Annotated in this window: 13 protein-coding genes and 2 pseudogenes; 9 read left to right on the forward strand and 6 right to left on the reverse strand. The window is 62.3% G+C overall.

What is annotated here, in order from left to right; translation table 11 throughout:
- The first annotated feature begins 8 nt into the window (after positions 1-8).
- The 3 genes from aceF to msrA all read left to right on the forward strand — a co-directional run bounded on the left by aceF (position 9) and on the right by msrA (position 5,385).
- On the forward strand, positions 9-1,655 hold the full coding sequence (aceF, locus tag AC07OJ_RS19160; protein ID WP_106805351.1) for a dihydrolipoyllysine-residue acetyltransferase: 1,647 nt from the start codon (positions 9-11) through the stop codon (positions 1,653-1,655).
- A gap of 316 nt (positions 1,656-1,971) precedes the next feature.
- Entirely contained in the window at positions 1,972-4,665 is a 2,694-nt protein-coding gene (locus AC07OJ_RS19165) for a putative bifunctional diguanylate cyclase/phosphodiesterase (protein ID WP_065900016.1), read from the forward strand.
- A gap of 72 nt (positions 4,666-4,737) precedes the next feature.
- On the forward strand, positions 4,738-5,385 hold the full coding sequence (gene msrA / locus AC07OJ_RS19170; protein WP_065900014.1) for a peptide-methionine (S)-S-oxide reductase MsrA: 648 nt from the start codon (positions 4,738-4,740) through the stop codon (positions 5,383-5,385).
- Between the two features lie 111 nt (positions 5,386-5,496).
- On the opposite strand, the gene AC07OJ_RS19175 is transcribed toward msrA, so the two are convergent.
- On the reverse strand, positions 5,497-6,333 hold the full coding sequence (locus AC07OJ_RS19175) for a 23S rRNA (adenine(2030)-N(6))-methyltransferase RlmJ (protein WP_065900013.1): 837 nt from the start codon (positions 6,331-6,333) through the stop codon (positions 5,497-5,499).
- A 252-nt stretch (positions 6,334-6,585) separates the two neighbouring features.
- On the opposite strand from AC07OJ_RS19175, the gene AC07OJ_RS19180 reads away from it, so the two are divergent.
- The gene (locus AC07OJ_RS19180; protein WP_065900012.1) at positions 6,586-7,863 is read left to right on the forward strand and encodes an O-acetylhomoserine aminocarboxypropyltransferase/cysteine synthase family protein; all 1,278 of its coding nucleotides are present in this window, start codon (positions 6,586-6,588) and stop codon (positions 7,861-7,863) included.
- On the opposite strand, the gene AC07OJ_RS19185 is transcribed toward AC07OJ_RS19180, so the two are convergent.
- From AC07OJ_RS19185 to putP, 3 genes are all read right to left on the reverse strand, one after another.
- Positions 7,849-8,574, reverse strand: coding sequence for a DUF4123 domain-containing protein (locus AC07OJ_RS19185; protein ID WP_495094991.1), 726 nt, complete (start codon positions 8,572-8,574; stop codon positions 7,849-7,851). The two genes, AC07OJ_RS19180 and AC07OJ_RS19185, sit on opposite strands and share 15 nt — an antisense overlap.
- Positions 8,574-10,604: a type VI secretion system Vgr family protein gene (locus AC07OJ_RS19190; protein ID WP_495094992.1), complete on the reverse strand. Its 2,031-nt coding sequence runs from the start codon at positions 10,602-10,604 to the stop codon at positions 8,574-8,576. Before AC07OJ_RS19190 ends, AC07OJ_RS19185 begins: the two co-directional genes overlap by 1 nt.
- Before the next feature lie 204 nt (positions 10,605-10,808).
- Entirely contained in the window at positions 10,809-12,293 is a 1,485-nt protein-coding gene (gene putP, locus AC07OJ_RS19195) for a sodium/proline symporter PutP (protein WP_065900004.1), read from the reverse strand.
- Between the two features lie 462 nt (positions 12,294-12,755).
- On the opposite strand from putP, the gene putA reads away from it, so the two are divergent.
- Both putA and AC07OJ_RS19205 read left to right on the forward strand, forming a co-directional pair.
- Positions 12,756-16,709, forward strand: coding sequence for a trifunctional transcriptional regulator/proline dehydrogenase/L-glutamate gamma-semialdehyde dehydrogenase (gene putA / locus AC07OJ_RS19200; RefSeq protein WP_106805354.1), 3,954 nt, complete (start codon positions 12,756-12,758; stop codon positions 16,707-16,709).
- Positions 16,710-16,867: 158 nt separating this feature from the next.
- Positions 16,868-18,670, forward strand: a complete 1,803-nt coding sequence (locus tag AC07OJ_RS19205) for an acyl-CoA dehydrogenase (RefSeq protein ID WP_495094993.1) — start codon at positions 16,868-16,870, stop codon at positions 18,668-18,670.
- 3 nt (positions 18,671-18,673) lie between these two features.
- Here the strand turns inward: AC07OJ_RS19205 and AC07OJ_RS19210 are convergent, their stop codons facing one another.
- Together AC07OJ_RS19210 and AC07OJ_RS19215 are read right to left on the reverse strand one after the other, a co-directional pair.
- Complete coding sequence (locus AC07OJ_RS19210) at positions 18,674-18,967, reverse strand: cell division protein ZapA (protein WP_065899998.1); 294 nt, start codon at positions 18,965-18,967, stop codon at positions 18,674-18,676.
- On the reverse strand, positions 18,964-19,194 hold the full coding sequence (locus AC07OJ_RS19215) for a hypothetical protein (RefSeq protein ID WP_012721849.1): 231 nt from the start codon (positions 19,192-19,194) through the stop codon (positions 18,964-18,966). The genes AC07OJ_RS19210 and AC07OJ_RS19215 overlap by 4 nt, the downstream gene beginning before the upstream one ends.
- Before the next feature lie 343 nt (positions 19,195-19,537).
- On the opposite strand from AC07OJ_RS19215, the pseudogene AC07OJ_RS19220 reads away from it, so the two are divergent.
- The 3 genes and pseudogenes from AC07OJ_RS19220 to AC07OJ_RS19230 form a co-directional block, all read left to right on the forward strand.
- Positions 19,538-20,194, forward strand: a pseudogene (locus tag AC07OJ_RS19220) (MCP four helix bundle domain-containing protein); the annotation flags it as partial.
- A 303-nt stretch (positions 20,195-20,497) separates the two neighbouring features.
- A pseudogene (locus tag AC07OJ_RS19225) lies at positions 20,498-21,097 on the forward strand (methyl-accepting chemotaxis protein); the annotation flags it as partial.
- 240 nt (positions 21,098-21,337) lie between these two features.
- Positions 21,338-23,080: a potassium/proton antiporter gene (locus tag AC07OJ_RS19230; RefSeq protein WP_065899995.1), complete on the forward strand. Its 1,743-nt coding sequence runs from the start codon at positions 21,338-21,340 to the stop codon at positions 23,078-23,080.
- The last annotated feature ends 44 nt before the right edge of the window (positions 23,081-23,124 follow it).

The raw sequence follows: 23,124 nt of genomic DNA on the forward strand, positions 1-23,124 counted from the left end.
GATTTTTTGTGAGCGAACTCATTCGCGTACCTGACATCGGCAGCGGTGAAGGTGAAGTAATCGAGCTGTTTGTGAAGGTCGGCGACACCGTCGAAGCCGACCAGAGCATCCTGACCCTGGAATCGGACAAGGCGAGCATGGAAATCCCTGCTCCCAAGGCCGGCGTGGTCAAGAGCCTGAAAGTGAAGCTGGGCGATCGCCTGAAAGAAGGCGACGAACTGCTGGAGCTGGAAATCGAAGGTGCCGCTGATGCGGCCCCTGCGGCGGCCCCGGCTGCCGCTGCTGCACCAGCACCTGCTGCTGAAAAGCCTGCTGCTGCCGAGGCCGCTCCGGCCCCGGCTGCTGCACCTGCCGCCGCCAGCGTCCAGGACATTCACGTCCCGGACATCGGCTCGTCAGGCAAGGCCAAGATCATCGAGCTGCTGGTCAAGGTCGGCGACACCGTCGAAGCCGACCAGTCGCTGATCACCCTGGAGTCCGACAAGGCTTCCATGGAAATCCCTTCGCCGGCTGCCGGCGTGGTGGAAAGCATCGCGGTCAAACTGGAAGACGAAGTCGGCACTGGCGATTTCATCCTCAAGCTCAAAGTCCAAGGCGCAGCGCCGGCTGCCGCTCCAGCACCAGCGGCCGCTCCGGCTGCCAAGGCTGAATCGGCTCCGGCTGCCGCCGCCCCTGCGCCTGCAGCCAAAGCCGAGGCCGCTGCGGCCCCTGCTGCTGCCGCTCCAGCGCCAAGCGGTGCCAAGGTGCACGCCGGCCCTGCCGTGCGTCAGCTGGCCCGTGAGTTCGGCGTTGAGCTGAGCGCCGTGTCGGCCACTGGCCCTCACGGTCGCGTGCTGAAGGAAGACGTGCAGGTCTACGTCAAGGCCATGATGCACAAAGCCAAGGAAGCGCCAGCTGCTGGCGGCGCTACCGGTGGTTCGGGCATTCCGCCGATCCGCACCGTGGACTTCAGCCGCTTCGGCGAAACCGAAGAAGTGCCGATGACCCGCCTGATGCAAATCGGCGCGGCCGGTCTGCACGCCAGCTGGCTGAACATCCCGCACGTGACTCAGTTCGACCAGGCCGACATCACCGACCTGGAAGCTTTCCGCGTTGCGCAGAAAGCCGTGGCCGAGAAGGCCGGCGTGAAACTGACCGTGTTGCCACTGCTGCTCAAGGCCTGTGCACACCTGCTCAAGGAACTGCCGGACTTCAACAGCTCGCTAGCGCCAAGCGGCAAGGCGATCATTCGCAAGAAATACGTGCACGTAGGCTTTGCGGTCGACACCCCGGATGGCCTGCTGGTACCGGTCATCAAGAACGTCGACCAGAAGAGCCTGCTGCAGCTTGCCGCTGAGGCTGCTGCACTGGCTGCCAAGGCCCGTGACAAGAAGCTCACCCCGGACGACATGCAGGGCGCGTGCTTCACCATCTCCAGCCTCGGCCACATTGGCGGCACCGGCTTCACGCCGATCGTCAACGCGCCGGAAGTGGCGATCCTGGGTGTGTCCAAGGCAACTATCCAGCCTGTGTGGGACGGTAAAGCGTTCCAGCCAAAGCTGATGCTGCCGCTGTCGCTGTCCTACGATCACCGTGTGATCAACGGCGCCGCCGCTGCACGCTTCACGCAGCGCCTGAGCCAACTGCTGAACGACATCCGCACCATCCTGCTGTAAGCCGCAACGGCCTCCCCTTCAGCGGGGAGGCCCTTGCCGCACCGATTTCCGAGCGCCACGCTCGTACCTCAACCCCGCCACTTGGCGGGGCTTTTTTTGCCTGCGTACCGGGTAAAAATTGAACAAGCCAAACAGGTTTGTACACCTTCCGTCACATCGATTGAAGAAACCCCTCGCGCGGCCGATAACCCCCTTATAGCACTTAGCCTTCATCCTCTCTTGTCAGCCCGCGCCGCATGATGCAACCTTGCCGCAGGCAGCAGAAAAGAGGGCGTGAGCCCGGCGCCGTGCGCGTTATTTCAAGTGAGTCTCCCCCATGAAAAGCCAACCCGATGTCGCCCGTATGGCGGCCGAGGTAGTGACGCAGTTACCGGTGCCTTCGCGCCTCGGTATGCTGCGTTTCGAGCGGCTTAATGAGGCAAGCTGGGCCCTGCTCTACCTCGACCCCAACTGTGAGCGCCAATTCGGCCTGCCGGCGGTCGAGCTGTGCGCCCTGATCGGCACCCCCTACGCCAGCCTGATGGAGCCCCAGGCGCGCTATCAACTGCACGACACCATCCAGCAGCAACTGACCCAGAGCCCTCACTATCTGGTGCGCTACACCCTGCACACCAGCGACGGCCCGCTGAGCCTGCTGGAAATGGGCGAAGCCTACAAACAGCACAATCGCCACCTGCTGCGCGGCTACCTAATGGTGGTCGACGGCCTGTTCAGCGAAGTGCCTTCCCCCGCCCCCACGGCGGAGCTGGAGAGCCAGAACAGCCGCCTGCAGATTGCCCTGGAGCTCAACCAGCGCGCCCAGCAGGAACAACTGCAGCACCTGGAACGGGTGCGCGCCCAGCAGGAGCTGATCCTGCTGCTGGCCCGCCAGCGCTACACCACTAACAATTCGCTGCAGGAAGCCGCCGAACTGATCACCCGCAGCGCCTGCGATATCTACCAGATCGACTGCGCCAGCATCTGGAACCTCGAAGGCCAGCGCCTGGTGCCAATTTCGGCGTACCACCGCGCGGACCAACGCCACCATATGCCCGAGGCGATCGACGCGAGCGGCTTTCCCGACTACCTGGAAGCCCTGCACACCAGCCGCGCCATCGACGCCACCAACGCCATGCGCGACCCGCGCACCCGCGAGATGGCCGAGAACCTGCGGGCCAAGGACATCTACGCGATGCTCGACGCGAGCATCCGCGTCGATGGCCAAGTGATCGGCGTGTTGTGCCTGGAACAGGGCGGCAGCCCGCGCGCGTGGCAGGCCGATGAAATTGCTTTCGCCGGCGAACTGGCCGACCAGTTCGCGCAAGTCATCAACAACCACAACCGCCGCACCGCCACCAGCGCCCTGCACCTGTTCCAGCGCGCCGTGGAACAAAGCGCCAACGCCTTCCTGCTGGTCAACTGCGATGGCGTGGTGGAATACGTCAACCCGAGCTTCACGGCGATCACCCAGTACAGCGCCGAAGAGGTCCACGGCCACCGCCTGGCCCAACTGCCGGCCCTGGAGAACCTCAGCGAACTGCTGTTCGATGCGCCCTCGAGCCTGGCCAAAAGCAATAGTTGGCAGGGCGAGTTCAAGAGCCGGCGCAAAAACCTCGAGCCCTACTGGGGCCAGCTGTCGATCTCCAAGGTGTATGGCGACAATCGTGAGCTGACTCACTACATCGGTATCTACGAAGACATCACCCAGACCAAACTCGCGCAGCAGCGCATCGAGCGCCTGGCCTATACCGACAACCTGACCAACCTGGGTAACCGCCCGGCCTTCATCCGCAACCTCGACGAGCGCTTTGCCCGCGACAGCGACAGCCCGATCAGCCTGTTGCTGGTGGACATCGACAACTTCAAGCGGATCAACGACAGCCTCGGCCACCAGACCGGCGACAAGCTGCTGATCAGCCTGGCACGGCGCCTGCGCAACAGCCTGAGTGCCGGCGGCAGCCTGGCGCGGTTTGCCAGTAACGAGTTTGCGGTGTTGCTCGACGACACGGACCTGGAGAGCGGCCAGCAGGTCGCCAGCCAACTGCTCGCGACCCTCGACAAGCCGATGTTCGTCGACAACCAGTTGATCAGCGTCACCGGCTCCGTGGGCCTGGCCTGCGCGCCGCTGCACGGCCGCGATCCACAGACATTGATGCGCAACGCCGGGCTGGCCCTGCACAAGGCCAAGGCCAACGGTAAACACCAGGTGCAAGTCTTTACCGAAGCGCTGAACGCCGAGGCGAGCTACAAGCTGTTCGTGGAAAACAACCTGCGCCGCGCCCTCACCCAGAACGAGCTGGACGTGTTCTACCAGCCCAAGCTGTGCCTGCGCAGTGGCCGTTTGCTGGGCATGGAAGCGCTGCTGCGCTGGAACCACCCGGAAAAAGGCATGATCCGCCCCGACCAGTTCATCAGCGTGGCCGAAGAAACCGGGCTGATCATCCCCATCGGCAAATGGATCGCCCGCCAGGCCTGCCGCATGAGCCGGCAATTGAGCGCCGCCGGCATGGGCAACCTGCAGGTGGCGATCAACCTGTCGCCCAAGCAGTTCTCCGACCCGGACCTGGTGGCGTCCATCGCGACGATCCTCAAGGAAGAACAGCTGCCGGCCAACCTGCTCGAGCTGGAACTGACCGAAGGCCTGCTGCTGGAGGCCACGGAGGACACGCGCCTGCAACTGGACCAATTGAAAAGCTTCGGCCTGACCCTGGCCATGGACGACTTCGGTACCGGTTACTCGTCGCTCAGCTACTTGAAAAAATTCCCCATCGACATCATCAAGATCGATCGCAGCTTTATCCACGAAATCCCGGACAACCAGGACGACATGGAAATCACCTCGGCGGTGATCGCCATGGCCCACAACCTCAAGCTCAAGGTGGTGGCCGAAGGCGTCGAAACCTCCGAGCAACTGGCCTTCCTGCGCCGGCATCGTTGCGACGTGGGACAGGGCTACCTGTTCGACCGGCCGATCCCGGGTGCAGAGCTGCTCGAGAAGCTCAAGCGCTACCCGCGCGGGCCAATCGCCTGACAGCGCCGTAACACTCGGGCACACTGGCGGTCTGAATTCTTACCCAACTCAATCTGACTGAGAGGACTGCCCATGGTCTTGCGCTCGGAAATTCTGGTGAACAAAAACGTGCTGCCTACTCAAGAACAAGCTTTGCCTGGCCGTGAAACCCCGATGAACCTGCCACAGACGCACTTCGTCAACGGCAACCCGCTGCTGGGCCCGTTTCTGGATGATGTCGGCTTCGCGATTTTCGGCCTGGGGTGCTTCTGGGGTGCCGAGCGCAGGTTCTGGCAGCGCGATGGCGTGGTCAGCACCGTGGTCGGCTACGCCGGCGGGTTCACGCCGAACCCGACCTATGAAGAAGTCTGCTCGGGCCTGACCGGCCACAGCGAAGTGGTGCTGGTGGTATATGACCAGGCCAAGGTCAAGTATGAAGACCTGCTGAAAATGTTCTGGGAATTGCACAACCCGACCCAGGGCATGCGCCAGGGCAATGACATCGGCAGTCAGTACCGCTCGGTAATCTATGCGACCACGCCCGAGCAATTGGCCGCGGCGAAGGCCAGCGCACAGGCGTATCAGCAAGAACTGAGCAAGGCCGGCCTGGGTGCGATCACCACGCAAATCGAAGAAGCACCGACGGTGTATTTCGCCGAGGCGTACCACCAGCAGTACCTGGCGAAGAATCCGCAGGGCTACTGCGGGATTGGCGGCACGGGCGTGACTTGTCCGATCTGAAGGTCGCAGCTGCAAGACATAAGCTGCAAGCTGCAAGCTACAAGCTACAAGCTGAAAGTGGTGTTCGCTGCTGTCACTTGCAGCTTGAAGCTTGCGGCTTGCAGCTTATAACTATTCAGCTATGAGCCAATCCATCTGCCACCCACCCTGGGTCTGGCCAAGCTTCTTGGACAGCCACGGCAACAGCTCACGCAATTCCTCTTCCAGGCCCCATGGCGGGTTGGCGATCGCCAGGCCCGAGCCGGTCAGGGTGTTTGGCGTGTCCAGCGGATGCACCAGCAGTTCCACCCGCAGCAACTTCGGCGCACCGGTGCCGGCCAGGTCCTGGTAGAAACGGCGCAACATGCGCTGATCCTTCACCGGGTACCAGATCGCCGCCACGGTTTGACGCATCCGGCCTATCGCTTCCTTGAGGGAGGCGGCGCAGCGTTGCATTTCATCGAGTTGCTCGAACGGCGGGTCGATAAGCATCAGCGCACGCTTTTCCGGCACCGGCAGCAGTGCGCGAGGCACATGCCAGCCTTCGCCGAGGTGCACCTTGACCCGGCGATCACCCTTCATGTTGTCCTTGAGCAGCACGCCATCTTCGGGGTGCTTTTCGTTGAGCAACACGCGGTCCTGCGGCCGGGTGAGACGTCGTGCCAGCTCCGGTGAACCCGGGTAATAGCGCAACTGACCGTCCGGGTTCATCTCATGCAACACGCGCATGTAGTCGGCGGTCAGCGGCGGCAGGTCGCTCGCGCCCCACAGGCGGGCGATGCCTTCCAGGTATTCACCGGTGCGGTTGGCCTGGTCGCCCTGCAGGTCGTACAGACCAATGCCGGCGTGGGTATCGAGGTAGGCGAACGGCTGCTCCTTGCGCGACATCAGGGCGATGAGGCGGGTCAAGGTCAGGTGTTTGAAGACATCGGCGTGGTTGCCGGCGTGAAAGGCGTGACGATAATTCATGGTTGCTCCTGCGCAGGGGGCGAAGTTTACCTTCTACACGGGCAAAGGTGCAGGGCTGCGTGTCGGGCGGTGCTTATGTCGCAAACGCAGGCATACCCCCGAAAACAATCTAATGCCCCCGGTGGGCGCGGGCTTGCCCGCGACGCAAGTGACGCGGTATTACCCGTAGTGCGCGGTGATGCCATCGCAGGCAACCAGCCCCCAGCGTTCTCGGCGGGGGCATCCAGGAATCCAAGGAGGTCAATAACCATCATGAAAGACGCCACCCTTGCACTGCACCACGGTTTCAAGTCGGACCCGACCACCAAGGCCGTCGCCGTGCCGATCTACCAGAACGTCGCCTTCGAATTCGATAACGCCCAACACGGCGCCGACCTGTTCAACCTGGATGTGCCCGGCAATATCTACACACGGATCATGAACCCCACCAACGATGTGCTGGAACAACGCATGGCGGCCCTCGAAGGCGGGATCGCCGCCCTCGCCGTCTCGGCTGGCAGCGCTGCAATCCACTATGCGATCCAGACCCTGACCCGTGCCGGTGACAATATCGTCACCACCCCGCAGCTGTATGGCGGCACCTACACCCTGTTCGCCCACCTGCTGCCCAGCTTCGGCGTGGACGTGCGCTTCGCCCGCAACGACTCCGCCGAGGCCATTGCCGAACTGATCGACGACAACACCAAGCTGGTCTACTGCGAAAGCATCGGCAACCCGGCAGGCAATATCATCGACATCGAAGCCCTGGCCGACGTCGCTCATGCCCGTGGCGTCCCGCTGATGGTCGACAACACCGTGGCCACGCCGATCCTGTGCAAGCCGATCCAGTTCGGCGCCGACATCGTGGTGCACTCGGTGACCAAATACGTGGGTGGCCACGGCAACTCCCTGGGCGGCGTGATCGTCGACAGCGGGACGTTCCCGTGGACGAAATACGCGGATAAATTTCCCGGCCTCAACCAGCCCGAGCCGGCCTATCACGGCGTGGTCTACACCGAGAAATTCGGCCCTGCCGCTTTTATCGCCCGCGCCCGTACCGTGCCCTTGCGCAACACCGGCGCCGCCCTTGCGCCGATGAATGCGTTCCTGCTGCTGCAAGGCCTGGAAACCCTGGCCCTGCGCATGGAGCGCCACACCGAGAACGCGCTTAAAATTGCGCAGTTCCTGCAAGACCATGCCGACGTTGAGTGGGTCAGCTACGCAGGCCTGCCGGATCACCCGCACCATGCGCTGGCGCAGAAATACATGCAGGGCAAACCGTCGGCGATCCTGTCCTTCGGCTTGAAGGGCGGCTATGAGGCCGGCGTGCGCTTCTACGATGCGCTGCAGATCTTCAAGCGCCTGGTGAACATCGGCGACGCCAAATCCCTGGCCTGCCACCCAGCCTCCACCACCCATCGGCAAATGAACGAGCAGGAGCAGGCCAAGGCCGGCGTGAAGCCGGAGATGATCCGCCTGTCAGTCGGTATCGAGGCGATCGAAGACCTGGTCGAGGACCTGCAACAGGCACTCGACTCAACCCGACTCTGAAACCAGGTAGTCGGCCAGCGCCTCGTGGCTGATCTGCGCACGGCGCACACAATAGGTGACCTTGTGCCGCAGGGTCGCCGGCGTAAACGCCGTGTACACGTCCGGGCGCTGTTCTTCGAGCCATTGCAGCAGGTTGTCGACCAGAATGTGCGGCGGTTGCGCTGCCAGATGCTCCAGTACTGGCGCAGGCACCCGCCACCAGGGGCAGGGGTTGGCCTCGGTCACGGGCCCCGGTACTACCGCCAGCGGTTGACCATTGATCAGATACCGCTGGAACACTGGTAGCACCTTTCCCGCCTCATCGCCCAATGCCTGCAAGATCGGGTGAAACTGAGCCCCGTCCCAGAAGCGCAAAAACACCTCCTGATTATCGGGCAGGTACACCTTGGTCAGGCCTTGCAGGTGCGCAAGCACGGTCTCCAGCGGGCTGGACGATATCGCCAACCATCCCCAATCCGTGGCGGCACTGGCAGCAATCCAATCGAGGAAAGCGCTACCCGGCTCGACAATGCCCACATAAGGCATGACCTCATCCCAGTCGGCGTAGGGGGTGCCGGCCCACACGGAGTGCGGCAGATTCCCGGCCGCCATGGCTTGCCAGGCAGCATACGGCTTGGCCTCGCTGGCACTGCCCAACACCGCGAAAAGCCGCTCATGGGCAAGCAAAGGGTATTCGGCCAACCAGGCGCCTGGCGTCAAATGTGGAGGCATCAGGCTGGACTCCTTGCCAGGGGGGATTGACCGGCCAGATCGCACTGGCCGTTCTTGCATCGCTCGCACTCCTCGCAAAAGGGTGCGCTGCGTTTCAGGCTGGCTATCTGCACACGACTTAATGGCGCGGCAATCACTGCGAGCAATGTCTCCTTCGCGCCCGGCAGCAATGGTGCGGCCGCCGCAGCGGGAGCACCGCCCAGTTGAATCGGCACGCTGCTGAATATGCCGCCCGAGGACAGCGTGATCGATTGCCCGCCTGCCTGAATCGTCACACTCGCACCGGCATCGATGACCACACTCTGCCCCGCGCCGATCTGAATGGTTCGCCCGGCCCGCATCTGCTGCGAGCCGCCGACCACCAGGTGATCATCCTGCTTGAGTTCAGTCAGCCGATTGCCATGGGTGATGCGTTGTTCTTCGCCCTGCAGTTCATGGTGCGATTCACCACCCACCCTCACCCGCCGCCGGTTATCCACCTGCACCTGCTGATCATGCAGCACATGTTGGGTCCAATCCCGCTGGGCACGCAGGTAGATTTCCTCGGCGCCCTTGCGATCCTCAATGCGCAACTCGTTATAGCCGCCCCCACCGGGGCTGCTTTGGCTGCGGAAAATGCTGCGGGTCTTTTCCGCGGGCAGGTCGAGGGGCAACGTCGTCGCCGCGTTGGGCACGCACCCCATCACCAGCGGCATGTCCATGTCACCATTGACGAAACCCACCAGCACCTCCATGCCGACCCTGGGGATCAACACCGAGCCATAGCGGTCATGCGCCCAGCCACTGGCGACCCGCAACCAGCAACTGGAATGCTCGTCATGTTCACCGCCGCGATCCCAGGCCAGTTGCACCTTGACCCGCCCGTACTCGTCGCAATGGATCTCACTGTCGGCGGGGCCGGTGACCACGGCACTCTGATAACCCGAAATAACCGGGCGCGGCTGCTCAGGCAATGGCGGGCGAAAGATCACCTGCCACGGCGCGGCGACAAATTCATTGCGATAACCCTGGCGAAACGCTGCGCCAGACACCGCTGTAACAGCCTCTTCCAACACCTGCGGTTGCTTGCCTGCATGCGTGACCTCGCGCACCAGCCACACATCATTCCAAGCCGCGCGCGGGTGCCCGCTCAGCGTGAGGAACCGACCACTGGCCAGCGCCGGTACATCACCGCTGCCATGGGCCAGCTGGTAATCACTGCGATGACGCTCCAGCCCACGCTGCGCCAGGTATTTGCCATGGGCACGGTCGTTGAAATGGCCGGGGAAACCCTGCTGCTCAAGCGTGGGAAGCTGCTCACCGGCGGCCGCACTCTCCAGGGCGAGGCGCGGTTTTTGAAAGTCATAATCGCGTAGATTGACCGACGTGGTACGCGTGGCCAAGCGCACGGCAAACCGCTTGATTGCCGGCGCCTCAGCCACCATTCCGGAGCCGGGCGCATACGGCGTGGACTGTTCAGCCTGGGCAAACACCGTCTGGTCATCGCCAAAGACCAGCAAATGCGCTTCGGGCGAATGCTGGAAGTGATAGTGAATCCCCACCTCCGCACATAGCCGCTGAATGAACGCCAGATCAGTCTCGCCGAACTGCACGCAATACTCGCGCGGTGGGTAAGTACCACTCAGGCTGAACTGGAATTGGTCGCTCTGGATGCCCTGCCCCACCAATACCCGCGCCACAATCTGCGGCACCGTCTGCTGCTGGAAGATCCGCTGGTGGCTGCTGTGCTGCAGGTACGCCAACTGGGGCACCAGGCTGAGCTGATAGCGCGTGAGGCGTCGCCCGGAATCGCCCTGTGCCACGCGGCAGACCAGGCCATGCACCCCGCGCCCCTGGGCATCGAAGCCAAGGTACACCTGGCGATGCAGCAAGCTTTCCAGGTCCAGGTCAGGCTGCTCGCTGACCAGCTCAAGGTCAAAACAATAGGGCTGGCTGATGGCTTCGGTGCCGTGAAACTCGAACACCTTGAGTTCACTCGGCACCCCATCCAGGGTCAGGGTAAAGGCACTTTGATTGGCAGGAGCGAACATCCGGTGTTTCTCTGCGAGGGGTAGGCGGCAGATTCTGCACCACTGCTCCACGCTAAAGAGCATGCTCACTGCAAATCAGTAAAACCCTACATAGGTGCGTCAGAATCTTCTTTGGCTCGTCTGAAATCACACGCAAAAAAAGGCCCGCCATCCGTAGGATGCGGGCCTTTTCTTTAACTCATCAGGCGCTCAGCGCCCGGCGAATTACTTGTTGAGGTTGTAGTCTTTTTCCGCAGCATCAAAACGCTCGATCATGCCGGCGGTCGGTGCGCCCAGCTTGCTGACGAAGTAGATCGCCAGGCTGGCGAAGATGAAGCCTGGGATGATTTCGTACAGGCCGAGCAATTCGAAGTGCTTCCACACGATTACGGTGATCGCGCCGACCAGGATCCCGGCCAGTGCGCCGTTGCGGGTCATGCCTTTCCAGATCACCGAGATCAGTACCACAGGACCGAACGCGGCACCGAAGCCGGCCCAGGCATAGCTCACCAGGCCCAGCACACGGTTGTTCGGGTTGGCAGCCATGGCGATAGCGATTAGCGCCACTACCAGCACCATGGCGCGGCCGACCCACACCAGCTCGACCTGGGAAGCATTTTTGCGCAGGAAGGTCTTGTAGAAGTCTTCAGTCAGCGCGCTCGAACATACCAGCAACTGGCAGCTCAAGGTGCTCATGACCGCTGCCAGGATGGCCGACAGCAACACGCCCGCAATCCATGGGTTGAACAGCAGCTTGGCCAGCTCAATGAACACACGCTCGTGGTTCTCGTTGACCGGGCCGGCCACTTCCGGGTGCGCCGAGAAGTAGGCGATACCGAAGAAGCCCACCGCCACGGTACCGCCCAGGCACAGGATCATCCAGGTCATGGAGATGCGACGCGCATTGGCAATCGACTTCACCGAGTCCGCTGCCATGAAACGCGCGAGGATGTGCGGCTGGCCGAAGTAACCCAAGCCCCAGCCCATCAGCGAGATAATGCCGATGAAAGTGGTGTTCTTCAGCATGTTGAAGTTGTCGGGGTTCTTGGCTTCGATCGCCAGGAAGGTGGTGTCGACGCCACCGGTGGCCAGCAGCACGATGATCGGCGTGAGGATCAGCGCGAAAATCATCAGCGTGGCTTGTACGGTGTCGGTCCAGCTCACCGCCAGGAAACCACCCACAAAGGTGTAGGCAATCGTCGCAGCCGCGCCGGCCCACAGCGCAGTCTCGTAGGACATGCCGAAGGTGCTTTCGAACAGGCGGGCGCCGGCCACGATGCCGGAAGCGCAATAAATAGTGAAGAACACCAGGATCACCACCGCAGAGATGATCCGCAGCAGGCCGCTTTTATCTTCGAAACGGCTGGAGAAGTAGTCCGGCAGGGTCAGGGCGTCGCCGTTGTGCTCGGTCTGTACCCGCAGGCGACCGGCCACGAACAGCCAGTTGAGGTAGGCACCGACGATCAGGCCGATGGCGATCCAGCTTTCCGACAGGCCGGACATGTAGATCGCGCCCGGCAAGCCCATCAACAGCCAGCCGCTCATATCCGAAGCACCGGCCGACAGGGCGGTGACCACGCTGCCGAGGCTGCGACCGCCGAGGATGTAGTCGGAAAGGTTGTTGGTGGAGCGATAGGCCATGAAGCCGATCAGCACCATTGCTGCGATGTAGATCACAAACGTGATCAGGGTGGGATTACTAACGCTCATATGAGTGACGCCCTGGCTTTGTTTTTATGTAGCAGCGGTCTCGCGGACGGCTACCCCATTGCTAGTTGGGGAGACGAACCGGCGTGCCGCGCATTTATGACTGACGTTTCCCCAGGAAAGCCGTCAGCCGATGAACCGAACCGTTAAGGTGGTTGCACCTTGGGCGCGAATGCTATTCAACAAAGCAAATAAGGTGCAACCAGTTTCTTGAGAATAAGTTGCACCTAGGTGTGTATTGCAGCAATCAGCGCGTTTTTGCTCCTTTTCGGAGCAAGAACAGCCGATCTCAGAAGCAAATGCACCAACTCGCAGCGAATTCCGTCGAGGGCCAGATTTTTTCCCGATCACGATCGAAAAATTCATGAAGAAAATGGGTTGCACCCGGTTGCACCTCTGCAGGCGCAAAGCTAATCTTGCCGCCAGCTGATGCCACTCGGTAGTGGCACCCATGAGGATAAAAAAATGGCTACGACCACCCTTGGGGTCAAACTCGACGACCCGACCCGCGAACGCCTGAAGGCCGCCGCGACCTCGATTGATCGCACGCCGCACTGGCTGATCAAGCAGGCGATTTTCAATTACCTGGAGAAACTCGAGGGTGGTGCAACCCTGACCGAGCTGAATGGCTTGAGCAGCAAGGACGCAGATGACGCCGGCGAAGTCCAGGCCGACCACGCCCACCAATGCTTCCTGGAGTTTGCCGAGAGCATCCTGCCGCAATCCGTACTGCGCGCCTCGATCACCGCCGCTTACCGTCGCCCTGAGCCGGAAGTGGTGCCGATGCTGATCGAGCAGGCCCGCCTGCCGCAGCCCATGGCCGAAGCCACCAACAAGCTGGCCGCCTCGATTGCCGAAAAACTACGTAATCAGAAGAGTGCCGGCGGCCGTGCCGGTATTGTTCAGGGCCTGCTGCAGGAATTTTCCCTGTCGTCCCAGGAAGGCGTCGCACTGATGTGCCTGGCCGAAGCGCTGCTGCGCATCCCGGACAAGGGCACCCGCGATGCGCTGATCCGCGACAAGATCAGCACCGGCAACTGGCAGCCGCACCTGGGCAACAGCCCGTCGCTGTTCGTCAACGCCGCCACCTGGGGCCTGTTACTGACCGGCAAACTGGTCGCCACGCATAACGAAGCAGGCTTGACCTCGTCCCTGAGCCGCATCATCGGCAAGAGCGGCGAGCCGATGATCCGCAAGGGCGTCGACATGGCCATGCGCCTGATGGGCGAGCAGTTCGTCACCGGCGAAACCATCGCCGAAGCCCTGGCCAACGCGAGCAAGTTCGAAGCCAAGGGCTTCCGCTATTCCTACGACATGCTCGGGGAAGCCGCCCTGACCGAACACGATGCCCAGAAATACCTGGCCTCGTACGAACAAGCCATCCACTCGATCGGCAAAGCCTCTCACGGTCGTGGGATTTATGAAGGCCCAGGCATCTCCATCAAGCTGTCGGCATTGCACCCGCGTTACAGCCGTGCGCAATACGAGCGCGTGATGGACGAGCTGTACCCGCGCCTGCTGTCCCTGACCCTGCTGGCCAAGCAATACGACATCGGCCTGAACATCGACGCCGAAGAAGCCGACCGCCTGGAGCTGTCGCTGGATCTGCTCGAACGCCTGTGCTTCGAACCACAGCTGACCGGCTGGAACGGCATCGGCTTTGTGATCCAGGCCTACCAGAAGCGTTGCCCGTATGTGATCGACTACGTTATCGACCTGGCCCGCCGCAGCCGCCATCGCCTGATGATCCGCCTGGTGAAAGGCGCGTACTGGGACAGCGAAATCAAGCGCGCCCAGGTTGAAGGCCTGGAAGGCTATCCGGTCTACACCCGCAAGGTGTACACCGACGTTTCCTACATCGCCTGTGCACGCAAACTGCTGTCGGTGCCGGAAGTCATCTACCCGCAGTTCGCCACGCATAACGCCCACACCTTGTCGGCCATCTACCATATCGCTGGTCAGAACTATTACCCCGGCCAGTACGAGTTCCAATGCCTGCACGGCATGGGTGAGCCACTGTACGAGCAAGTTGTAGGCAAGGTCTCCGACGGCAAGCTGAATCGTCCGTGCCGCGTGTACGCACCGGTCGGCACCCACGAAACGCTGCTGGCGTACCTGGTGCGTCGCCTGCTGGAAAACGGCGCCAACACCTCGTTCGTCAACCGGATTGCCGACCAGTCCATCTCGATCCAGGAGCTGGTGGCCGATCCGGTGGCCAGCATCGAGCAGATGGCGACGCTGGAAGGCGGCTTCGGCCTGCCGCACCCGCGTATCCCGCTGCCCCGCGACCTGTATGGCAGCGACCGCGCCAACTCGGCCGGCATCGATCTGGCCAACGAACACCGTCTGGCGTCGCTGTCCTGCGCGTTGCTTGCCACCGCGCACAACCACTGGAAGGCCGCCCCGATGCTCGGTTGCGCCTCCAGCGACCAGCCTGCTGCACCGGTGCTGAACCCGTCCGACCTGCGTGATGTGGTCGGTCACGTCCAGGAAGCCACCGTCGAAGACGTCGACAACGCCATCCAGTGCGCCATCAATGCCGGCCCGATCTGGCAGGCCACCCCGCCCGCCGAGCGCGCCGCGATCCTGGAACGTGCCGCCGACCTGATGGAAGGCGAGATCCAGCCACTGATGGGCCTGCTGGCTCGCGAAGCCGGCAAGACCTTCGCCAACGCCATCGCCGAAGTGCGCGAAGCCGTGGACTTCCTGCGCTACTACGCGGTGCAGGCACGCAACGATTTCACCAACGACGCCCACCGCCCACTGGGTCCGGTGGTCTGCATCAGCCCGTGGAACTTCCCGCTGGCAATCTTCAGTGGCCAGGTCGCTGCCGCACTGGCTGCCGGCAACCCGGTACTGGCCAAGCCTGCCGAGCAAACGCCGCTGGTGGCGGCCCAAGCCGTGCGCATCCTGCTTGAAGCCGGTATTCCGGAAGGTGTGCTGCAACTGCTGCCGGGTCAGGGCGAAAGCGTCGGTGCGCGCCTGGTCGGTGATGAACGCGTCAAAGGTGTGATGTTCACTGGTTCCACCGAGGTCGCGCGCCTGCTGCAACGCAATGTCGCCGGCCGCCTGGATGCCCAGGGCCGTCCGATCCCACTGATCGCCGAAACCGGTGGCCAGAACGCGATGATCGTCGATTCTTCGGCGCTGACCGAGCAAGTGGTCATCGACGTAGTGTCCTCGGCCTTCGACAGTGCCGGCCAGCGTTGCTCGGCCCTGCGTGTCCTGTGCCTGCAGGAAGATTCGGCAGACCGCGTGATAGAAATGCTCAAGGGCGCCATGGCTGAATGCCGCCTGGGCAACCCGGAGCGCCTGTCCGTGGACATCGGCCCGGTGATCGACGCCGAAGCCAAGGCCGGCATCGAGAAACACATCCAGGCCATGCGCGACAAAGGCCGCAACGTGTACCAGGTGGCCATTGCCGACGGCGAAGAGATCAAGCGTGGCACCTTCGTGATGCCGACCCTGATCGAGCTGGAAAGCTTCGACGAACTGCAACGCGAGATCTTCGGCCCGGTGCTGCACGTGGTGCGCTACAAGCGCAAAGAGATCGACCAGCTCATCGCGCAGATCAATGCGTCCGGCTATGGCCTGACCCTGGGCGTGCACACCCGTATCGACGAGACCATCGCCAAGGTGATCGACAACGTCAATGCCGGTAACGTCTACGTCAACCGCAACATTGTTGGTGCCGTGGTCGGCGTGCAGCCGTTCGGCGGCGAAGGCCTGTCGGGGACCGGCCCGAAAGCCGGTGGTCCGCTGTACCTGTACCGCCTGCTGTCGACCCGTCCTACCGATGCCATCGAACAATCCTTCGTGCGTGGCGACGCACTGGCTGCACCGGATGTCCGTTTGCGCGACGCCATGAGCCAACCGCTGACCGCCCTGAAAACCTGGGCGGACAGCAATCAGTTCAGCGACCTGAGCGCCCTGTGCAGCCAGTTCGCCGCGCAATCGCAAAGCGGTATCACGCGTCAGTTGGCTGGCCCGACTGGCGAGCGCAACAGCTACGCCATCCTGCCCCGCGAACACGTGCTGTGCCTGGCGGACGTAGAAGGCGACCTGCTGACTCAACTGGCGGCGGTGCTGGCTGTTGGCGGCTCTGCGGTATGGCCGGAAACCGACCTGACCAAGGCCTTGTTTCCACGCCTGCCGAAGGAGATTCAGGCGAAGATCAAGCGCGTGGCCGACTGGACCAAGGATGACGTGGTGTTCGACGCCGTCCTGCACCACGGTGATTCCGATCAACTGCGTGCGGTGTGCCAGCAAGTGGCCCAGCGTGGCGGGGCGATTGTCGGGGTGCATGGTTTGTCGCAAGGCGAGACCGCGATTGCGCTGGAACGCCTGGTGATTGAGCGGGCGTTGAGCGTTAACACCGCTGCAGCAGGCGGTAACGCCAGCCTCATGACCATCGGCTAAACCTTCTAAGCTGCAAGCCTCAAGCCTCAAGCTGCTTGTAGCTTGTAGCTTGTAGCTTGTAGCTGAAGCTTGTGTCCTCCCATCACCCCCATCTATGTTCCTTCCCCCTTTTTATCAGCGCTTCTAGACTGCGGCATACTTTTCAAAGGTAAGCCGCCATGTCCGAGACGCTGCTCAGTTCCCGCAATCTGGCTTTCGAGCTGTATGAAGTCCTCGATGCCGAGGGCCTGACGCAGCGCGAGCGGTTTGCCGAGCACAATCGCGAAACCTTCGATGCAGCCATCAGCACGGCACGCAGCATTGCCGAGAAGTACTTCGCACCGCACAACCGCAAAAACGACGAAAACGAACCGCGCTATGAAGACGGCAAGGCCATCCTGATTCCGGAAGTGAAGCCGGCGGTGGATGCGTTCCTCGAAGCCGGCTTCCTCAACGCGGCGCGCAGTTTCGAAGCGGGCGGCATGCAACTGCCCACCCTGCTGTCGCAGGCCTGTTTCGCGCATTTCCAGTCGGCCAACGCCGCGTCCACGTCGTATCCGTTCCTGACCATGGGTGCCGCCAACCTGATTGAAAGCTTCGGCACCGAGGAGCAGAAACAACGCTTCCTGCAGCCGATGATCGAGGGCCGCTTCTTCGGCACCATGGCCCTTACTGAGCCACATGCCGGTTCATCCCTGTCGGATATTCGTACACGCGCAGAGCCAGCGGCTGACGGTAGCTATCGACTCAAAGGCAATAAGATCTTCATCTCCGGCGGCGATCATCCGCTGTCGGAAAACATCGTGCATATGGTGCTGGCCAAGCTGCCGGACGCGCCGCCTGGGGTGAAGGGCATTTCGCTGTTTATCGTGCCCAAATTCCTGGTCAACGACGACGGCAGCCTGGGGGAACGCAACGACGTGTTGCTGGCGGGGCTGTTCCACAAGATGGGCTGGCGCGGCACCACGTCCACGGCACTGAATTTCGGCGACAACGGCCACTGTGTCGGCTACCTGGTGGGCAAGCCGCACCAGGGGTTGAGCTGCATGTTCCAGATGATGAATGAGGCGCGCATCGGCGTGGGCATGGGCGCGGTCATGCTCGGTTATGCCGGCTACCTCTACTCCCTGGAGTACGCCCGTGAACGCCCGCAAGGTCGCCTGCCGGACAGCAAGGATCCCACCACTGCGCCGGTCTCGATCATTCAGCACGCGGACATAAAACGCATGCTGCTGACCCAGAAATCCTACGTTGAAGGCGCCTTCGATCTGGGCCTCTACGCCGCGCGGCTGTTCGACGACACCACCACCCTGGAAACCGAAGCCGAGCGCAAGCACGCCCACGAATTGCTGGACTTGCTGACCCCCATCGTCAAATCCTGGCCCTCGGAGTTCTGCCTCAAGGCCAACGAGTTGGCTATCCAGATTCTCGGCGGCCACGGCTACACCCGTGAATACCCGGTAGAACAGTACTACCGCGATAACCGCCTGAACCCGATCCATGAAGGCACCCATGGCATCCAATCCCTGGATTTGCTCGGGCGCAAGCTCGCACAGAACGGCGGGGCGGGCTTAAAGCAACTCATCAGACTGATCGCCGAAACCGGTGCGCGTGCGCAGCAATACCCAAGCCTCACCCCACTCAGGGAACCGCTGGAGCACTTGGTCAACCGCTTGCAAAGCGTGACCATCGGCCTGCTGACGGATCTCGCCCACGGCAAGGTCAACAGCAGCCTGGCGAATTCGGCGCTGTACCTGAAGGTATTCGGGCATACGGTGATTGGCTGGCGCTGGCTGGAACAGGCGATTCGCGCCGAGGAAGGCTTGGCCAGGGGCAATGCGGCGGATGTGGCCTTCTACAAAGGCAAGCTCCAGGCCGCTCGGTACTTCCTGACCTGGGAAGTACCAAGCTGCCATCATGAACTGGCGATTCTCGAAGCACGTGATGACACGTGCCTCGGCATGCAGGATGAGTGGTTCTGACCCCTAAGGTTGTCCGATCACCTTGGAAATCACATCGACCGTGGCGCTGACTTGCTCTTGGTAACGGTCGAGTTCCTGCTGGTGAGCCTGCTGCATTTCGATCTGCTCGGCGCACAGGTTCAGCGCCGCCAGCACCAGTAGCTTGTCACCGATCAGGGTCGGGTACTTTTTCTTGGTGGTGGCCAGGGACGCCTTGAGCATGGTCACGGCGTGCATCAGGGTCTTGTCCTCCCCTGCCGGTGCCTTGATCGAGTAATCCTCTCCGAGAATCGAAACGACCTTTATCCCTTCATTCATGCGCTGACAGGCCCTGCGCTCACGCGCTCAACCAACGCCTGGATACGCGCGGCGGTGGCGCCATGCTTTTCTTCCTGTTCCATCAGGTTCAATTGCAGGCTGTCGTTCTCATCCTTGGCGCGAGCCAGTTCGGCCTTGAGGGATTCGTTGCTGCCCAGTAGATCCTGATTCTGCTGTACCAGATCGCTGACCAGTTGTTCCAGTTGGCTGAGGGATGCTTCTAACATTTTGATTTCTCGGGCTTTTTCAAAGGGCGGTGACGATAAAGAAAATTCACCTCGGATGCCAGGGTTATCCCCGGCGCGCAGCCCGTTTTTTAAGGGCCGGGCCACGCTTTCGAGCCTTAGTGACTGCATTTCCCCCATCTGGTTCCTGAATCAGCGCAACCCCTCGTCAGGTGCGACAAAAACGCACAGCGCCCTTTAGACTTTAGTCGTACGTCCGATAGAGAGGGACACCCCGTCTCATGACCGCACGGATCGCGCTTCTCCCCAGGATTTCCGCATGTCGCTTCGTAATATGAATATTGCTCCGAGGGCCTTCCTCGGCTTCGCGCTGATTGGTGCCCTGATGTTGTTTCTCGGTGTGTTCGCCCTGAACCAGATGAGCAAAATCCGTGGCGCCACCGAAGACATCACGCTGTCCAGCGTGCCGAGCATTCGCGCCCTGGATGAGTTCACCCAACTCACTTTGCGCCTGCGGGTCCTGTCCTATCGCTTGCTGACCAACCGCGAGCCGGAGGTGCAGCAGAAAACCCTCGAGGCTTTCGAGCTGCGCAACCAGCAGATCCGTACGGCCCAGGCGGTCTACGAGAAGCTGATCGAGAGCAGCGAGGAGCGTTCGACCTACGACGAATACGTGCGCCTGCTCGGCCAGTACCATCAGATCGAAGAGCGCATGAAAAGCCTGTCGCGCGCCAATCAGGTGGACGAGTTGCGCAGCCTGCTCAACACCGAACTGCTGAGCAACTCCGAGCAGGTCAACGCGGTGCTCACGCGCCTGCTGGACCTCAATAACAAGATGGCCCTGGCCACCAACCAGCAAGCCGAAGACCAGTACGACCTGGCCTTTGACCTGGTGGTGGGCCTGCTGGTGATCGCCACCGCGCTGACCCTGCTGTTCGCCTGGCTGCTGACCCGCAGCATCACCTTGCCGATTTCCCAGGCATTGGGCGCCGCTGAAGAAATCGCCGAAGGCAACCTGACGCGGCCGATCAAGATTGACGGCAACGACGAAGCCGGGCGCCTTTTGGCGGCCATGGCCAAGATGCAGGACAAGCTGCGCGACACCCTGCAGCGTATCGCCGGCTCCGCCACCCAGCTGGCATCGGCGGCTGAAGAGCTGAACGCCGTCACCGACGAAAGCGCCCGCGGCCTGACCCAGCAAAACAACGAAATCGAACAGGCCGCCACGGCCGTCAACGAGATGACCAGCGCCGTCGAAGAAGTCGCGCGCAATGCGGTGAGCACCTCCGAAGCCTCGCGCAATGCCACCACTTCCGCCGGCGACGGGCGTGACCTGGTACAGGAAACCGTCAGCGCGATCGAGCGCATGAGCGGCGACGTGCAAGCCACCGCTACCTTGATCGGCGACCTGGCCAATGAGTCCCGGGATATCGGCAAGGTGCTGGACGTGATTCGCGGCCTGGCCGACCAGACCAACCTGCTGGCCCTCAACGCCGCCATTGAAGCCGCGCGTGCCGGGGAAGCCGGCCGTGGCTTTGCCGTGGTTGCCGATGAAGTGCGCGCCCTGGCCCACCGTACCCAGCAGTCCACCAGCGAGATCGAGCGGATGATCGGCAGCATCCAGGCCGGCACCGAGCACGCAGTGGACTCGATGCGCAACAGCACCGAACGTGCGGAATCGACACTCAACATCGCCAAGGGCGCGGGGATGTCGCTGGACACCATCAACACCGCCATCGTGGAGATCAACGAGCGCAACCTGGTGATCGCCAGCGCGGCGGAAGAGCAGGCGCAAGTGGCGCGGGAAGTGGACCGTAACCTGGTGAACATCCGTGATTTGTCGGTGCAATCAGCCACCGGCGCCAGCCAGACAAGTGCGGCGAGCAGTGAGCTGTCGCGCCTGGCGGTGGATTTGAATGGGATGGTGGGGCGGTTCAGGCTCTGAACCAAAGCCCTCCTGGCAGCGCTGATCCCTTGTGGGAGCTGGCTTGCCTGCGATGCAGGCACCTCGGTGAATCAGGCTCACCGAGGCGATGCTATCGCAGGCAAGCCAGCTCCCACATTTGATCTTCATCGCGCCACAAAACCTTTTTGACAGCGCAGCAATTCAACAGGTTAGAATCGCTGGCACGCAGACTGCATGGTCAGTTTGCGCCCCGTCTTGTTTACTCATGGAGTACTGCCTTTGAATGCGACGACCATCAACAGCCTGTTCTTGATCGGCGCGTTGCTGGTGGGTGCAAGCATTCTGGTGAGTTCCCTTTCGTCCCGCCTGGGCATCCCGATCCTGGTGATCATCCTGGCCGTGGGCATGGTCGCCGGCGTCGATGGCGGCGGCATCATTTTCGATAACTACCCGACCGCCTACCTGGTGGGCAACCTCGCGCTGGCCGTGATCCTGCTGGACGGCGGCCTGCGTACACGGGTCGCAAGTTTTCGCGTGGCGTTGTGGCCGGCGTTGTCGCTGGCCACGGTCGGGGTGCTGATCACCACCGGCCTCACCGGCATGGCCGCGGCCTGGCTGTTTGACCTCAATATCATCCAGGGCCTGTTGATCGGCGCCATCGTCGGTTCCACGGACGCCGCGGCAGTGTTCTCGCTGCTGGGCGGCAAGGGCCTGAACGAGCGGGTCACCGCCAGCCTGGAAATCGAGTCCGGCAGCAACGACCCGATGGCGGTGTTCCTCACCGTCACCCTGATCGACATGCTTGCCAGCGGCCAGACCGGCCTGCACTGGAGCCTGCTGACGCACCTGGTGCGCGAATTCGGCATCGGCGGCATCGTCGGCCTGGGCGGCGGCTGGCTGATGCTGCAGATGGTCAACCGCATCAACCTGGCCACGGGCCTGTACCCGATCCTGGTGATCGCCGGCGGCCTGGTGGTGTTCGCCCTGACCAACGCCCTGCACGGCAGCGGCTTCCTCGCCGTGTACCTGTGCGGCCTGGTGATCGGCAACCGCCCGGTGCGCAGCCGTCATGGCATTTTGCATATGCTCGACGGCATGGCCTGGCTCGCCCAGATCGGCATGTTTTTGGTGCTGGGCCTGCTGGTCACGCCCCACGACTTGCTGCCGATCGCGCTGCCGGCCCTGGGCCTGGCGCTGTGGATGATCCTGTTCGCGCGGCCGCTGTCGGTGATGGTCGGCCTGCTGCCGTTCAAGGCGTTCCATGGCCGCGAAAAAGCCTTCATCGCCTGGGTCGGCCTGCGTGGCGCGGTACCGATCATCCTGGCGGTGTTCCCGCTGATGGCCGGCCTGCCGCATGCGCAGCTGTACTTCAACCTCGCCTTCTTTATCGTGCTGGTGTCATTGCTGGTGCAGGGCACCAGCCTGCCGTGGGTGGCCAAGCTGCTGAAAGTGACGGTACCGCCGGACCCTGCGCCCATCTCGCGCGCGGCCCTGGAAGTGCACGTCACCAGCGAGTGGGAGCTGTTCGTCTACCGCCTGGGCGCGGAAAAATGGTGCATCGGCGCAGCCCTGCGCGAGCTGAAAATGCCCGAAGGCACGCGGATCGCCGCGCTGTTCCGTGGTCAGCAACTGCTCCATCCGTCGGGTAGTACGGTGCTGGAAGTCGACGACCTGCTCTGTGTGATCGGCCACGAACACAACCTGCCAGCCCTGGGCAAACTGTTCAGCCAGGCACCGCAACGCGGCCTGGACCTGCGCTTCTTCGGCGACTTCGTGCTTGAAGGCGACGCCCAGCTGGGCGCGGTTTCCGCCCTGTACGGCCTCAAGCTCGAAGGCATCGACCCGGACATGCCCCTCAGCCGCTTCATCACCCAGAAAGTCGGCGGCGCGCCGGTGGTGGGCGACCAGGTGGAATGGAACAACACCATCTGGACCGTCGCGGTCATGGACGGGAACAAGATCGGCAAAGTCGGCGTCAGATTCCCCGAAGGAAGTCGCCCGGGTCCCGGACTCTTCCTCTAAACTGCGGGGCGACAACGCCCCGATTCTTCACCTTGCTCGACCGG

The organism is Pseudomonas sp. GW821-FHT09C08, from assembly GCF_059418125.1.